This window comes from uncultured Campylobacter sp. (assembly GCF_938045625.1).
In the GTDB taxonomy this organism is placed as follows: Bacteria; Campylobacterota; Campylobacteria; order Campylobacterales; family Campylobacteraceae; genus Campylobacter_A.
On the sequence record NZ_CALIAV010000041.1, the window covers coordinates 1 to 14744 of the forward strand.

Annotated in this window: 14 protein-coding genes; 9 read left to right on the forward strand and 5 right to left on the reverse strand. The window is 45.7% G+C overall.

Features of this window, described 5'->3' with window-relative positions:
• Window positions 1-205: 205 nt before the first annotated feature.
• Window positions 206-493 carry a hypothetical protein gene (locus Q0386_RS03555; RefSeq protein WP_299027196.1) on the reverse strand — a complete coding sequence of 96 codons (288 nt, stop codon included), beginning with the start codon at window positions 491-493 and terminating at the stop codon, window positions 206-208.
• 25 nt (window positions 494-518) lie between these two features.
• On the opposite strand from Q0386_RS03555, the gene Q0386_RS03560 reads away from it, so the two are divergent.
• The gene (locus tag Q0386_RS03560) at window positions 519-1274 is read left to right on the forward strand and encodes a hypothetical protein (RefSeq protein ID WP_299027199.1); all 756 of its coding nucleotides are present in this window, start codon (window positions 519-521) and stop codon (window positions 1272-1274) included.
• Between the two features lie 132 nt (window positions 1275-1406).
• Here the strand turns inward: Q0386_RS03560 and Q0386_RS03565 are convergent, their stop codons facing one another.
• Window positions 1407-2399 carry an iron-sulfur cluster assembly scaffold protein gene (locus Q0386_RS03565; protein ID WP_299027202.1) on the reverse strand — a complete coding sequence of 331 codons (993 nt, stop codon included), beginning with the start codon at window positions 2397-2399 and terminating at the stop codon, window positions 1407-1409.
• Between the two features lie 385 nt (window positions 2400-2784).
• Window positions 2785-3963: a NifS family cysteine desulfurase gene (locus Q0386_RS03570; RefSeq protein WP_299027209.1), complete on the reverse strand. Its 1179-nt coding sequence runs from the start codon at window positions 3961-3963 to the stop codon at window positions 2785-2787.
• Window positions 3964-4273: 310 nt separating this feature from the next.
• On the opposite strand from Q0386_RS03570, the gene Q0386_RS03575 reads away from it, so the two are divergent.
• The gene (locus tag Q0386_RS03575) at window positions 4274-5551 is read left to right on the forward strand and encodes a Cj0814 family flagellar-dependent secreted protein (protein WP_299027212.1); all 1278 of its coding nucleotides are present in this window, start codon (window positions 4274-4276) and stop codon (window positions 5549-5551) included.
• A 13-nt stretch (window positions 5552-5564) separates the two neighbouring features.
• Here the strand turns inward: Q0386_RS03575 and fliI are convergent, their stop codons facing one another.
• Entirely contained in the window at window positions 5565-6872 is a 1308-nt protein-coding gene (gene fliI, locus Q0386_RS03580; RefSeq protein WP_299027217.1) for a flagellar protein export ATPase FliI, read from the reverse strand.
• Complete coding sequence (folE, locus tag Q0386_RS03585) at window positions 6872-7474, reverse strand: GTP cyclohydrolase I FolE (protein WP_299027219.1); 603 nt, start codon at window positions 7472-7474, stop codon at window positions 6872-6874. Before folE ends, fliI begins: the two co-directional genes overlap by 1 nt.
• A gap of 139 nt (window positions 7475-7613) precedes the next feature.
• Between folE and tig the strand changes: the two genes are divergently transcribed.
• From tig to purN, 7 genes are read left to right on the forward strand one after another with little or no spacing between them, the layout of a single operon-like run.
• Window positions 7614-8930, forward strand: a complete 1317-nt coding sequence (tig, locus tag Q0386_RS03590; protein ID WP_299027221.1) for a trigger factor — start codon at window positions 7614-7616, stop codon at window positions 8928-8930.
• Window positions 8930-9520: an ATP-dependent Clp endopeptidase proteolytic subunit ClpP gene (clpP, locus tag Q0386_RS03595; protein WP_299027223.1), complete on the forward strand. Its 591-nt coding sequence runs from the start codon at window positions 8930-8932 to the stop codon at window positions 9518-9520. Before tig ends, clpP begins: the two co-directional genes overlap by 1 nt.
• Window positions 9521-9530: 10 nt before the next feature.
• Window positions 9531-10583 carry a diguanylate cyclase gene (locus tag Q0386_RS03600; RefSeq protein WP_299027225.1) on the forward strand — a complete coding sequence of 351 codons (1053 nt, stop codon included), beginning with the start codon at window positions 9531-9533 and terminating at the stop codon, window positions 10581-10583.
• The gene (def, locus tag Q0386_RS03605) at window positions 10580-11092 is read left to right on the forward strand and encodes a peptide deformylase (RefSeq protein ID WP_299027227.1); all 513 of its coding nucleotides are present in this window, start codon (window positions 10580-10582) and stop codon (window positions 11090-11092) included. The genes Q0386_RS03600 and def overlap by 4 nt, the downstream gene beginning before the upstream one ends.
• The gene (locus Q0386_RS03610) at window positions 11089-12609 is read left to right on the forward strand and encodes a YifB family Mg chelatase-like AAA ATPase (protein WP_299027229.1); all 1521 of its coding nucleotides are present in this window, start codon (window positions 11089-11091) and stop codon (window positions 12607-12609) included. Before def ends, Q0386_RS03610 begins: the two co-directional genes overlap by 4 nt.
• Window positions 12606-14027, forward strand: coding sequence for an NAD(P)H-hydrate dehydratase (locus Q0386_RS03615; protein WP_299027231.1), 1422 nt, complete (start codon window positions 12606-12608; stop codon window positions 14025-14027). The genes Q0386_RS03610 and Q0386_RS03615 overlap by 4 nt, the downstream gene beginning before the upstream one ends.
• On the forward strand, window positions 14009-14590 hold the full coding sequence (gene purN / locus Q0386_RS03620; protein WP_299027232.1) for a phosphoribosylglycinamide formyltransferase: 582 nt from the start codon (window positions 14009-14011) through the stop codon (window positions 14588-14590). The genes Q0386_RS03615 and purN overlap by 19 nt, the downstream gene beginning before the upstream one ends.
• The last annotated feature ends 154 nt before the right edge of the window (window positions 14591-14744 follow it).

A 14744-nucleotide genomic window follows, 5' to 3' on the forward strand; every position in this document is an offset into this window, starting at 1 on the left:
TTTGTCACTAAAATATTCTACATTAACGATTATCGGAATTTTAGGTATTTTGATAGGAGAAATAGAAAATTTAAATTATGTAAATTCAAATTTGGGGCAGGTGGGTTGAGGGCGGAATTTGAGGGGCAAAAAGGTGAATTTAGGCTAAAATAACAAAAAAGGAGGCGAAAAATGCAAACTCAAAAAGATAAAGTCGCCGTCGACATCAGTCAAATTCCGCAAGACGCTTTAAAAAGTTACGATAATTGGCGTTTTGGTAAGAATTTTTTATCGGACTTTCCGCAACTTTTATAGTGCTTCTTTTTTCTTTCTTGATAGATCCTACGCACCCATCATCACCTTTTTTATTTGCTGTGGCGCTTGTTACGTCTGTTGCGTTAATACTCTTTTCATTGAGCTCGCCTAGACGCAAGCGGTATAGTGTATTTTTGTTTGGCGACGAGGGTAAGGCCTTTGCCTTGATATGTACTGAAACCATCGCTCTTTTTTTCATTGCGGCGAGCTTATATGCGTTATTTTTGGATGCGGCTTTTAGTACGCAAGCGACCGTGCAGGCGATCTTTATTATAATAATTATGCTTCCTATAGCAATCATATCTCATAACGCCAACGACGAATTTGGCTCCGATGAGACCGTATATCTGCCGCAAAGAGTACTAAAATCGCAAGAGAAAATCAGCGAGCTAGCCGCAGACGAGACGACTAATGGGCAAAATTTAAGCCAAGTGCAAGCCGCCCAAAGCGAAGCGGCTGAATCCGAGCGCAAATTTGAGGGCGCGAGCCATGAAACCGAGCCAGGCCAAAGCGACGAGGATGCCGAAGCGCTCGAATACGGCAAAGCCTTGGCGCAAATCCCTAAAAATTTAAAGCTCAGATATCAGATTCATCTTTTAGTTAGATTTGCCTTCGTGAGCTTTGCTGCGATGGCTTTTTTGATTATATCTTCAAACCCTGACAAGGGATTATCTGGAGCGTTCATATTTAGCGCCATTTGCGTAGGCGCATTTTTTGCTTCGGGGCGCAGGTATAGCAAACTTTTCGTCGAAAATCCCGAAAAAAGCAATACGATTTTTGCGATAGAAAATTTTGCGATCATGACGCTGGTTTTGTATTATCCAGTGGGTTCGTTGTTTTTGGAAGGCAAGGCTGTTCATAGAGACGCATCGGCATTAATTTTTGTCTATCTATATATACCGCTGATACCGATACTGTTGATAACGACCGTTGTTTGTTTGGCTCGTAACTTAAGCTTTTATAAGGAAATAAAAGAGTGAAATTTAAAAACGGCGAGGTTAAACTCGATGTTTAAATTTGTAAATAAATAGAGTAGGGGCGGCTAAATTAACCGCCCGAATTTAGTAAAAATTTGAGCCATAATCCGCGTCAAATTTGCCGTATAAAGTAGATCAGATAGGCAAAACGCGGATATTTGGGCTGAGGTTTTCTTGAAGCACGTTTTCGATCGCGTATAGCGTGCCGGTCGCACCGCTCGCACAGCCGCTGCAAGCACCCATATATCTTATATAGACGTCAAATTTACCCTCGGCGTCTTTTTGCAAATCGAGGATTTCCATATTACCGCCGTCCATCATCAGCATCGGGCGAACATCTCTATCTATGACGCTCTCGATGGCTTTTAGCTGGCCCACGACGGTCATATTTTCAAAGCTCACATCGTCAAATTTGCCAGAAACTTGCGCGTCGATGATGGCTTGCTTTTTCTCCTGCTCCATCTCGGCTCTGGTGTCTGCGAGGATGTCCACGAGATAATACTCGCGCTTTTCGTGTCCGCCCGGGCGTACGCAGGACTTGCAAAAGGCGCCTGCTTTGGTGTATTGCGTGATTTCTTCGACCGTGTGTAGATCGTTTAGGCGGATGACCTCTTTGATCGTGCCTAGGCTCACGCGCGCACACTCGCACACGATGATCTCGTCCTCGAAATGCTCCGGATCCACGCCCTTGTACTGCGCTGCGGCTGCCTTGATGACGTCGTAGGCCATGACCGAACAGTGCATCTTTTGCGGTGGGACGGCAGGGACGTCCGGGGTATCGCGCATGGCTTTTTCCACGTCGATGTTGGTGATTTTGACCGCTTCGTCCACGGTCTTACCGATGCAAAGCTCAGCCATCGTATCGGAGCTCGCCACCGCCGTACCGCAGCCAAAGCTCTTAAATTTAGCGTCCATGATGCGGTCGGTTTTCTCATCCACGAGCCAATATAGCCTCACCGCGTCGCCGCAACTCTCTGCGCCAAAGTCAGCTACGATGAGCTTGCCGCCTCTTGCTTTTGCCTCGTCCTCGGTGATCTCGCCCATAAATTTGGGATTGTTCATGCGGTTTTGGACGTTTTGGGAGTATTCGTCCCAGATGGAGCCGCCGATTAAATTATTTTTTGCCATTTTATTTCCTTTTTAGAGGCGTTGTCTCGCGAGCGTCTTTGAATGAGTTTGCAAAAATATCGTTGCTGCAACCTACGTGGTTAGCTTTGCTCATTTTTGCTTTACACCATTCAAATCCATCTCGCGATACGGCCGCCTGCTTCCTTTTAAATTTAACTCAAATTTGGGCTTTTAAAGCTAAAATTTCAATTAAATTTAACTTCAAATTTGACTGCAAAACATAAGGCGAAGTATTTTGTAGAAACATTTTGCTTCGCAAAAACGCTACGCTTGTTTTGAGATGAATTTGAATGTTGCGCGGAAATTTCCGTCCCAAGGCTAGACATATAGTCTGCCGCAGGGCGAAAATTTCAAACTCATTCAAAGGCGCTCAAAAGACAAGCCGTTACTTGCCGTTAGGGTTGTAGGCGTACGTGCTTGAAATAGCTCGTAACCTCACCACCGCCTTTTTGATATGCTCTATCGCGTAGTCGATCTCTTCTTCGGTGTTAAACCTCGATAGCGACAGCCTTAGCGCCGTGTGCGCCAGATCGCTGCTAGCGCCGATGGCTTCCATTATCGGGTTGCTCTCTAGTGTCTCGGATGCGCACGCCGAGCCTGTAGATGCCGCGATACCGGCCTGATTTAGATCCCATAGCATCGCCTCGCCCTCGACGCCTTTGACCGCGGCTAGTATCGTGTTTGGCAGCCTATGAGCGCGGTCTCCCACGACCGATATATCAGGGATTTGCAGCAGCGCGTCTTCGAGCTTATCGCGCAGGCGTCTAACATGCAAATTTTCAAACTCGATTAGTTTGTTGCTATTTTCCAGCGCTTGCGCCATGCCAACGATGCCTGCGACGTCGAGCGTTCCGCTGCGTCTGCCACCCATGTGCTCGCCGCCGTGAAGCAGGCTGGTTAGCTTTTGCGAGTCTTTGATATACAGGCCGCCCACGCCCTTTGGTCCGTGAAATTTATGCGCCGAAAAGCTCATAAAGTCCATGCCCATCTCGCGCACGTTTATCTTGATCTTGCCCACGGTTTGCGTCGCGTCGGTGTGAAACAGCGCGCCGTGCTCGTGAGCGATTGCCGCACACTCTTTGATCGGGAAAATGGTGCCGGTTTCGTTATTTGCCCACATGATGCTAACGAGCGCGGTTTTGTCGTCGATGAGCTTTCTTAGGTCGTTTGGATCAAGCAGACCGTTTTCATTTACGGGTACGTAGCTCACGCGCACGCCGTATTTTTTGAGCGACTCAAAAGTCGCCGCAATCGCCGGATGTTCGACGGCGCTGATTACGACGTGATCCTTTTCTTTATTTAATATATGATCGAAAAATACGCCTTTAGCCACCCAGTTATTGCTCTCGGTGGCGCAGCTTGTTACCACGATATCGTCGCTATCGCTCGCATTTATGCCGGCATAGAGCTGATCCATCGCGCGGCGAAGCGCAGGGTGCGTCTCGGAGCCGAATCTATGAAGCGAGTTTGGATTGCCGTATTTTTCGCAGAAAAATGGCTTCATAAGCTCGAAAGCTTCGGGATCGACCATCGTCGTGGCATTGTTGTCTAGATATACTCTCACGCTTGACCTTTATCAATTAGGATATATTTTATCCCTTTTATTTTCGCGACGATAATATAACAAATTTTATAAATTTCAGGTTAAAATTTTAGGTTAATTTTTTCAAATTTAGCCAAATTTTGATAAAGATAATATATTGAAATTCTTTATCAACTTAGCAATATAACGCTATTTGGGTGAAATTTGACCAAAAAAGATAAAAAATATCCTAAACTTAGTTGAAATTTTTAAGGAAACTGATTTTTGCAACCTCCTATTAAAAATTCCCAAAAATATCCGATATATTATAAAATGCTTTAAAAGGATAAAAATGAATTTTAATGCCCTAAGCTCAAATTTTACCTCTTTTTCTTCAGAAAATATGACTATCAAATCTGCCGTAACAACGCAAAAAGAAATTTTAACCAAGCCCGATGAGAGCGATGACACTGGCAGTGTACTAGGCTACAAGGTTGATAAGGATGGCTACTTTACGAACGAATTCAATAAAGCTGCAGGCATACCAGATGATTACAAGATTCACTCAGATACAATTAAATCTTTCGTCGCAGTAAGAGCCAATAAGGATCTTTCCTATATTGCTTTTAGAGAAATCGATATTGCAAAAACAGTTGGCAACGCATATAAGCTATTAACCCAACTTGTAGATGAAAATACTCTAAATTCAAAAGAGAGCTTTACGACAGACGAGATCTCAAAATTTCCACAAGGTTACGAATATGATAAAAAGACGCTAAAAATCACTAAAAAATATGGTACTGTGGCAGATTATATGTCTGCTACCTTTGAAAACGGTAAAAGGGATAAAAATAAAACCATAGCTACTACTTTTTACAATCGCTCCACCATTGATTATTATACAAATGGCAACAAGCTAAAACCATCAACAGATATATTTGATAGTGAAAATGGTGGCAAGGAGAAATTTAGTGCATACGGGCTCAACTTTAACACCACGCGCGAAAGATATACGAACGATGACGGCTCCGTTACGAAAGGCGGGCTACTAGTTGGCATCTTGAATTCAAATTTTCATGCGACCGAAGGAAAGCCGACGTATCTTGGCTTTTTACATTCAAGTGATAAAAATATAAGTGGCGATGAATATAGTAAGCAAATACAGCTTTGGCTTTTAAACCATGACCCTGATAGAGTTTCAGATGAAGAATTTAACGCACTCAGTGAGCCAATGAAAGAATTTATAAAATTTCATCGCACATTTGATAGTATCAATCTAAGAGCTAAAAATACATCCAAGAAAGAAGAGGCAGACACCCAAAAAGACCCTTTACAAATTTTATTCGAGCAAATGGATAAAGATTTTAAAGAGATGCTTAAAAAGCTGCAAGAAAGAGCCCAAAAAGCGAGACTCGAACAGCGAAAAGCTATGCAACAAAATTTAGATACGCAAACTATCAAAAATGTAGCTCAAACCTCAAAAGACACACTAAATGAAATGCTTGAATTTCTAAGTAAAATGTCAAAGCAACACGGCGTAAATTTAGACATAAACGAAGTAAAAACGGCGTTTATAAATTTAACTGATGGCTACAAATTTAGTAATAAAACGATCGATATCAAAGCGTAAATTTACACCAAATTTACGCATTCACTCCGCCAAGTAGCTCTTGCGTTTGCTCAAAGCTAAAGCCCTCTTCGGCGTCTTGTTTTAAAAATTTATCGATAAATTCTTTCTTTGCGATGGCGAGGTCTAGCTCCTTGTCGCTGCCCTTTTGATACGCGCCGATACGTAGCAGGACTTCGTTTTCTTTTAGTAGCGAGTAGAGGCGTTTAAATTTAGTCGCGTTTGCCTTGTGCTCTTTGCTGACGATGTCGCTCATCACGCGCGAGGCAGAGTTTAGGATGTTTATAGGCGGGTAGATACCAAAGTCCGTCATCTCGCGGCTAAGCACGATATGGCCGTCTAGGATCGAGCGGCTCTGATCGGCTATCGGATCGCTCATATCGTCGCCATCGACTAGCACGGTAAAAAAGGCCGTTATGCTTCCTTTGCCCTCCTCTTTGCCCGCACGCTCCATGAGCTGAGGCAGTAGGGTTAGCACGGATGGCGGGTAGCCCTTAGATGTCGGCGGTTCGCCCAGCGCCAGCCCGATCTCTCGCTGTGCCATGGCAAATCTCGTCACACTATCCATGATGAAAAGCACGTCTTTACCTTGGTTTTTGAAGTATTCGGCCACACTCATCGCGCAAAAGGCGCCGTATTTTCGCATCAGCGGGCTATCGTCGCTAGTTGCTACGATGACGACGGTGCCGCTTAGATCGCCGTGCAAATTTTTCTCGATAAACTCCGGCACCTCGCGGCCGCGCTCGCCAATGAGCGCGACAATCTTGATCGGAGCTTGCGAGTTTTTCACGATCATGCCCATGAGCGTACTTTTGCCTACACCAGAACCCGCGAAAATGCCAAGTTTTTGGCCTTTGCCGCAGGTTAGTAGTCCGTCTATGCTTTTAACCCCGACGCTAAAAATTTCATCTATCAGTCCGCGCTTCATCGCATCGATCGGAGCTTGCATGATCGGAGCGTACTCGGTCGTAGTAATCGCGCCTTTGCCGTCTTTTGGATTCATAAAAGGATTGACTACGCGCCCCAAAAGAGCGTCGCCGACGGGGATTTTCATACCTTGGTCGCTCTGATAGACGAAGTCGCCGATCTTGTAGCCTTCTACAAAGCCAAAAGGCGAGATTAGCGCGGTATTTTGCCGCACCTCGGTCACCATCGCTAGTCCGCTCTTGCTCTTGTCTTTAGCGCAAATTTGCACGATGTCGCCGATACTGGGGCGCAGGCCAGAGATCTCTATCGTCGTAGCAGAAATTCGCTCTATCACGCCAAAGACGCTAGATAGCGATAAATTTGCGCCCAGTTTTGATTTTAAGCTATCTAAATTCACTAAAATCTCACTTCTTTGTGCGAATTTATGAGAGAGAAAAATTCGCGCCTAGTCTCGCTGCTACTTAAAAAACATCCTCGCAGCGCCGAAGTGGTAGTGGTCGAGTTGATCTTACCCACGCCTCGCATCTCCACGCACATGTGGCGCGCCTCGATGACGACGCCAACGCCTTTTGGTTTGATGACCTCTTGCACGGCTTCTGCGATCTGCTCGGTGAGCTGCTCTTGGATTTGCAGGCGGCGAGCGAAGATATTTACCATGCGTGGGATTTTGCTAAGGCCTACGACCTTGTGATTTGGGATGTAGGCCACGTGCACGCGCCCGAAAAACGGTAGCAAATGATGCTCGCAAAGGCTGTAAAATTCGATATCGCGCACGAGCACCATTTCGTTATTTGAGCTATCAAACAGCGCGTCGTTTAGCACGACTTTGGGGTCTTGAAAGTAGCCGCTCGTTAAAAACTCGTAAGCTTTAAAAACGCGCTCGGGAGTTTTAACCAGCCCCTCTCTGTTCGGGTCTTCGCCGACTAAATTTAGCATCTGCTCGACGCAGCTTTCAAACTTTTCTTTTTTTAAATTCTCATTTTTTAAATTTTCTTGCATTTGCGTTCCTGATTCATTTCACTATTTAAATTTGATAAATGATTTTACTTAAATTCGCCTTTCGCTCGCTTAAATTTATACTATGAATAAGGAAAATTTTGCTACACTCTAGGAAATTTTTATTTTTTAAAGGAATTTAATGCAAATCAAAACCAAGGCGATCGACGCCGTAAATGCTTCGCTAAGTGCGAAAATACCGAGCGCGGACGTAAAAGCCAAACTCGAAAACGCTGCTAAAAAAGCTGCGAAAAATATGAAAATAGACGGATTTAGAGCGGGCAAAGTGCCTGTGAACGTAGTGCTAAAACGTTACGAAAAAGAACTAACTGCCGATGCCGAGCAAGACGCACTAAAAGACGTGATAGATGCTGGACTAAAAGAGCTAAATAGAAAATTTGAAGAGGTTATCGGCGAGCCGATCGTGACTAAATTTGATAGAGGCGAGAACGAGATAGACGCTGAGATCGAGCTTTCGTTTAAACCCGTTATAAACATCGACGGCTACGAGGAGCTGATAGAAAGCGTCAGCACTCCGCGCGTAACCAAAAAAGAGATCGACGAGAGAAAAAATGAAATTTTAAAAATGATGGCTCCGCTAGAAAAAATAGAAAAAGCCGTACTTGAAAAGGGCGATTTTGCTAAATTTGACTTCGAGGGCTTCGTGGACGGCGAGGCGTTTGAGGGCGGCAAAGCCGAAAACTACCTGCTAGAAATCGGCTCGGGCCAGTTTATACCGGGCTTTGAGGACGGTATGATCGGGCTAAAAGTCGGTGAAGAGCGCGACGTGAAGGTTAAATTCCCTGCCGAGTACGGCGCTGCGCACCTCGCTGGCAAAGACGCGACGTTTAAAGTAAAACTACACGAAATCCAAGGTAAAAAAGTGCCTGAAGAGATCGACGAAGAGACACTAAAACGCATCATGCCGGGCGAGGAAAAGGTAAGCGTCGAGCTGTTTGAAGAGAGACTAAAAGAGCAGATCAAAGCCGAGAAGCACGCTAAAAACGTAAACGAGGAGCTAAAGCCTAAATTTGCCGACGCGATCGTGGCTAAATTTAACTTCGACGTGCCGAAAAACATCGTAGAGCAAGAGATGGATATGCAATTCCGCAGCGCTTGGAGCAACTTTACGCCTGAGCAGATGGCTAAATTTAGAGAGGACAAAGACGCTCTAACTAAACAGCGCGAGACATACCGCGACGACGCGGTAAAAAGCGTGAAGCTGACGTTTATAATAGACGAGCTAGCGCGCCGCAGAGATATCAAAGTAAGCGACCAAGAGCTGATCCAAGCGGTGTACTTTGAGGCATATCGCTCGGGTGTAGATCCGAAACAGCACCTTGAAAACTATAAAAATCAAGGAATTTTACCTGCGATCAAAATGTCGATGATCGAGGAGAGGCTATTTAACGAGATGTTTGCGCTAAAGAGCGATAAGAAAGAGAAAAAGGCGGAGTAATGAGCTACTACATCCCCTACGTCATCGAGCGCACGAGCAAGGGCGAGAGAAGCTACGACATCTACTCGCGCCTGCTAAAAGACCGCATAATAATGCTTAGTGGCGAGATCGAGGACGGCATGGCGTCTGCGATCGTGGCTCAGATGCTGTTTTTAGAGGCCGAAGATCCGGACAAAGACATATATCTATATATAAACAGTCCGGGCGGCGTGATAACGAGCGGATTTAGCATTTACGATACGATGAACTACATCAAGCCTGACGTCTGCACGATCTGTATAGGTCAGGCGGCGTCTATGGGCGCGTTTTTGCTTAGCTGCGGCGCGCAGGGCAAGCGTTATGCGTTGCCAAATTCGCGTATTATGATCCACCAGCCTTTAGGCGGCGCGCGCGGACAGGCGACGGATATAGAGATCCAGGCGAAGGAAATCTTGCGTATGAAAGAAATTTTAAACGCGATCCTAGCTAAAAATACGGGTCAAAAACTAGCTAAAATCCAAAAAGATACCGACAGGGACTTTTTCATGAGCTCTGTCGAAGCCAAAGAGTACGGGCTTATAGATAAAGTTTTGGAGAAAAGCTTTAAGTAAAGAGTAGAATTTGATAAAGTTAGACAACAAAAAAAGCGAAAACGTAGCGGCAAATAGCGCGCCTACTCAAAAAGTAGGCGCAAAAGCCAAAAAGGACGAGTTTAACATCTACGGTTTTTCCGAGGCGATTATAAAAGAACTTACCGAGGAAAATATCCCCTCGATCCCGAAAAACTACACCGTTTTTTTTGAAAAGATGCTCGAAAAGCAGTCTGATGATTTTAAGAAAAAGGTCGGCGAGATCATAAAGATCGAAGACGAGATCGGCAAACTCGAGGACGATAGACAAATCAATATCGAGCGCGAGGTCAAAAATAGCTTTATGCAGATAAAAAGCATGCTTCAGGCCGTTGCGCTCATCTATAAAAATTTGGGAGTTTTAAAAACTATCATCAAAAAACGCTCGGAAAGCCTAGATCCAAATGTAAATTTGATCACGATACAAAGCGTCTTTAACTCTTTTAACGAAGACTTAAACAAGCTAAATTCGCTAATGGACAAGCATATCGAAGTTATCAAAACGAGCTACGAAGAGATTAGTAAGGTTTTTAAGCTGGTTGAAGAACAGTCTATATATGATGAAAAATTTGACGTATATAATAGAAAATTTTTCCTCAAGACGCTCGGTATCGAGTCTGAAAATATAAAAAAATACGACTATAAATCCTCCGTAATGTTGCTAAAACCAAAGGATAGCGCGCTGGACGGTATCGGGTCAAAAGGTAAGCTGGCCGTTTTAAAAAATATATCTCGCATGTTACTTCGCACGTCGAGGCGCAGCGATATCTTGTCGCACTACGGCGGAGGATGTTTTGCTATGCTGATGAAGCATACCGACATAAGCGGCGCACAAAAAGCCTGCAAACGTATAACCGATATGTTTTATGACACCTCTTTCATGCTAAATGGAGAGAAATACGAGTTTGATATGGAAGTGGTCACTTTTGATCTAAACATGACAAAAACTATCGAGGAGATGCTTTCTTTGGCGCTTGATTCGCTTGTAAACACCGGTAGAGACGGCGAACACTTTTTGGTACTAGAGGACAAGACTGAAAAATGATACTAGAAATCCTAACCTATCCGAACAAAAAACTCTTCGTCAAATCGCTTGAAGTTAAAGTCTTTGGCGACGAACTGCATAAATTTTTAGACGATATGTATGAAACGATGATCGCTAAAAACGGCATCGGACTAGCTGCTATCCAGACGGGCGAGGCTAAGCGAATTTTGATCGTAAATTTAGTAGACGAAGAGAGTAAAGAACAGCGCAAAGAGGATCTGCTAGAAATCATAAATCCCAAAATTTTACGCAAAGAGGGGGAGATAATCTACCAAGAAGGCTGCCTGAGCGTACCTGGATATTACGAGGACGTAAAAAGAGCCGAGTTTATAACGCTTGAGTATCAAGATCGCTTCGGCGAGCGTAAAGAGCTCGAGGCGGATGGGCTTTTGTCGGTCGCGATCCAGCACGAGATGGATCATCTCGACGGACACCTTTTTATCGAGCGCATCGGCTACAACAAACGCAAAAAATTTGACAAAGAGTATAAAAAGCAAAAAAACGCATGAAAGCCCTAAAATGCGCCACCTATAATGACGAATTACGGCCTGTGGACGTCGAGTCCAGCTTTAACCGTGGTTTGCCCGCACTTAATATCGTTGGTCTTGCGGGAGCTTCTATTAAAGAGAGCGCCGAGCGCGTAAAATCAGCGCTTTTATCGTTAAATTTCTCCTTTCCCGCGCAAAAAATCATCATAAATTTATCCCCATCCGACATGCCAAAATCCGGTAGCCACTTCGACCTACCCATCGCGCTTTTAATCGCTTTGCAAAAAGAGCGCGACTTCGAGCCTATTTTTGCATTCGGCGAGTTGGGGCTTGACGGCGGCGTCAAAAGTACGGCGAGCCTGTTTTCTATCTTGCTTTTTTTGAGCGCGAAAGCGCCGGGTTCTCGCGTGCTGATCCCGCAAGAGATAGCGCAAAAAGCGGGCGCGATACCGAATTTAGAAATTTACGCCGTTTCAAATTTAGCCGAGGCGATCAAATTTTTCCTAGAGCCCGAATTCGCTGCTTCGTGCAGAGTTGGCGCCGTTCATCCGCTTTTTTCAAATTTGATCAAAATCGGCGAAAAAAGCTTCGTAAAAAATCAAAATTTCGAGCTAAATTTTAGCGACGTAAAAGGCCAGAGTAGGGCAAAAAGAGCCTGCCTGGTGGCCGCTTGCGGTATGCACAATATTATCTTTGAGGGAAGCCCCGGATGCGGCAAAAGCATGAGCGCCAAGCGCCTGCGATACATTTTGCCGCCGCAAAGCTTGGATGAGATTTTGCTCAGCTGCGCTTATAGCTCGCTAAATCAGCAGGAGAGCGAATTTTCCGCACTCCGCGCCTTTCGTTCGCCCCATCATACGAGCACTCGCAGCTCGATATTTGGCGGTGGATCGAGCTCGGCTAGGATCGGCGAGGTTGGGCTAGCTAACGGCGGGATACTATTTTTCGACGAGCTTCCGCACTTTGCGCCGCAAATTTTAGAGAGCCTGCGCGAGCCGCTGGAGGACTATAAAATCAACATCTCGCGCGTAAATTCAAAGGTCACGTATGAGACCAAATTTATGTTCGTAGCCGCTATGAACCCTTGCCCATGCGGTAATCTACTCTCAAAAAATCTAGAGTGCAAATGCTCGGAGCTCGAGATCAAGCGCTATAAATCTCGTATCTCGGCACCCGTACTAGACCGCATCGACCTTCACGTACAGATGGACGAGGTGGCTGCAAGCGACAAAAGCGACGTCACGAGCGAAGCAATGTGGCAGACCGTGCTGCGCGTGTTTGAGACGCAAATTTCGCGCGCTCAAAGCGAGCTAAACGGCAAGCTTGGCGACGAAGAGATAGTTAAATTTTGCATTTGCGACGACGAGGCGAGCGGCGTGCTAGATAATGCAACGCAGAGGTTTTCGCTCAGCCGCCGCGCCATCAATAAAACCCTAAAAGTCGCTCGCACGATCGCCGACATCGAGGGTTCGCGCATCATCAAAAAGCCACATATTTTAGAGGCTTTGAGCTACCGAGTGAAGCAGGAGGGCGTATGAAAAAGCTATTTTGGGATACGGCAGAGCTTGACGCTAGAGCCATGAGCGAGTTTGGGCTTAGCGCCGAAATTTTGATGCAAAACGCGGCTAACGCGTTAGCTAACGCCGTGCGAACTAGGTTTAAAAAATGCTCAAAAAAACGACGTAAAATTTTAGGCGTAGTCGGCAGCGGAAACAACGGCGCAGACGTACTCGCCGCACTTCGGCTTTTGCAAGATAAATTTGATTGCTATGCTTTTTTGGCCGGCGACAAACAAAACGAAACCTCAAAAACAGAGCTAACCAGAGCGCTAAAGTGCGGCGTAAATTTGATCTCAAATTTTACGGAATGCGGCGAATTTGACTGCATCATCGACGGTATTTTCGGTACTGGCCTTGGCCGCGAGCTAGACGAAAAAACGATAAATTTGATAAATCTGCTAAACGCAAAGCCCGGCTACAAGCTCGCCTGCGACATCCCAAGCGGGCTTGATAAAAACGGTTTGTCGCAAGGAGCGATTTTTAAGGCTGATATGACCGTGACCATGGGTGCGTTAAAGCTAGCGCTTTATAGCGACTTTGCAAAGGATTTCGTAGGACGCATAAAAGTCGCAAATTTAGGCCTTTCTCGCGAGCTTTACGAGGCGGGGACGAGCTTTTATAAGCTTGGGAAAAGCGATTTAAATTTGCCCTTTCGCACTAAGCAAAACGCTAACAAGGGTGACTTTGGCCACATGTTTGTCGTTAGCGGCGAAAAGTGTGGAGCAGCGCGTATAGCGGGACTTGCTGCGCTAACTATCGGTGCGGGACTCGTTAGCGTCGTGGGCGAAAATTTAAATATTGAGCCCGTTTTGATGCAAAGCGCACGCATAACGCCTAAAATGCGAGTCGGAGCCGTCGGAATGGGGCTTGGCGAGCTTAACGAGGCACAAAAAGACGAGCTATTTAGCGAGCTAAAAACAAAAGACGCGCTCGTTATCGACGCCGATCTTTGCTACGAGCCGCGCACGCTTGAGCTTTTAAACAGCAAAAACATTGTGATAACGCCGCACCCAAAAGAGTTTGCGAGCCTGCTAGAGCTTGCAAATCTGGGCAAATTTGACGCCAGCGCAGTGCAAAAAAACCGCTTCAAACTCGCTCAAATTTTTAGCCGAAATTTTAAATGCGTGCTTGTGTTAAAGGGCGCAAATACGTTAATCGCGCAAGGCGGCGAGGGTTACGTCATGACGCATGGCAGCGCTGCGCTAGCAAAAGGCGGCAGCGGAGACGCGCTAAGCGGTATCGTCGCGGGACTGCTCGCGCAGGGTTACGACCCGCTAAACGCCGCGATCTCGGGTACGTTAGCTCACGCTCTAGCCGCCCGAGAAATCAAAATCAACGACTACGCGCTCACGGCCGCGGACGTCATCAAAGGACTCAAATGCTTACGAAAAAAATAGCGGTTTTATTTAGCGGCGGCGGCTCGAATTTAGAGGCGATTTTAGAGAGGCTGCACGGCAAGGTTTTTGGTGAAATCAGGATCGAAGTCGCGCTAACGCTAACTAACAAAGCTAACGCCGGCGGTATAGAAAAAGCCGCAAGATACGGCCTAAAAAGCGTCGTCATCGAGCATGTTAATTTTGCATCGCGCGAGGAATTTGACGCCGCGGTCGTAGAGGAAATCAAACGCACAAACGTCGATTTAACGGTGCTTGCAGGCTTTATGCGTATCCTCACGCCCGTTTTTACAAGCCAAGTTCGCGCGATAAATTTACACCCGTCGCTGTTGCCGCTTTTTAAGGGCGCGCATGCGATAAAAGAGAGCTTTGATAGCGATATGAAGGTAGGCGGCGTGAGCGTGCACTGGGTGGGCGAGGAGCTAGACGGCGGCAAGATCATCGCTCAGCGCGCGTTTGAAAAGAGCGCGGGAATGAGCCTTGAGGATTTTGAAGCAAAAATCCACGCGATAGAGCATGAAGTTTTGCCCGAAACTATCGTGCAAATTTTAACCGACAAAGAGTAAAATTTCACGTCTAAATTTGAGTCAAATTTATGATTTTTGTGAAGTAGGGTACAAATTTAGCCAAATTTCGACTTGTAAATTTCAAATTTTCGCACCTGTTTTTTACGCTACGTCAAATTTAAGAATGTAAATTTGCGAAATCTTCGCGCGTTGC

Excerpts from the sequence above, each read along its gene's own strand:
- Q0386_RS03555 (WP_299027196.1), bottom strand. The coding sequence starts at position 493 with ATGAAAAAAAGAGCGATGGTTTCAGTACATATCAAGGCAAAGGCCTTA.
- Q0386_RS03565 (WP_299027202.1), bottom strand. The coding sequence starts at position 2,399 with ATGGCAAAAAATAATTTAATCGGCGGCTCCATCTGGGACGAATACTCC.
- Q0386_RS03575 (WP_299027212.1), top strand. The coding sequence starts at position 4,274 with ATGAATTTTAATGCCCTAAGCTCAAATTTTACCTCTTTTTCTTCAGAA.
- folE (WP_299027219.1), bottom strand. The coding sequence starts at position 7,474 with ATGCAAGAAAATTTAAAAAATGAGAATTTAAAAAAAGAAAAGTTTGAA.
- tig (WP_299027221.1), top strand. The coding sequence starts at position 7,614 with ATGCAAATCAAAACCAAGGCGATCGACGCCGTAAATGCTTCGCTAAGT.
- clpP (WP_299027223.1), top strand. The coding sequence starts at position 8,930 with ATGAGCTACTACATCCCCTACGTCATCGAGCGCACGAGCAAGGGCGAG.
- def (WP_299027227.1), top strand. The coding sequence starts at position 10,580 with ATGATACTAGAAATCCTAACCTATCCGAACAAAAAACTCTTCGTCAAA.
- Q0386_RS03610 (WP_299027229.1), top strand. The coding sequence starts at position 11,089 with ATGAAAGCCCTAAAATGCGCCACCTATAATGACGAATTACGGCCTGTG.
- Q0386_RS03615 (WP_299027231.1), top strand. The coding sequence starts at position 12,606 with ATGAAAAAGCTATTTTGGGATACGGCAGAGCTTGACGCTAGAGCCATG.
- purN (WP_299027232.1), top strand. The coding sequence starts at position 14,009 with ATGCTTACGAAAAAAATAGCGGTTTTATTTAGCGGCGGCGGCTCGAAT.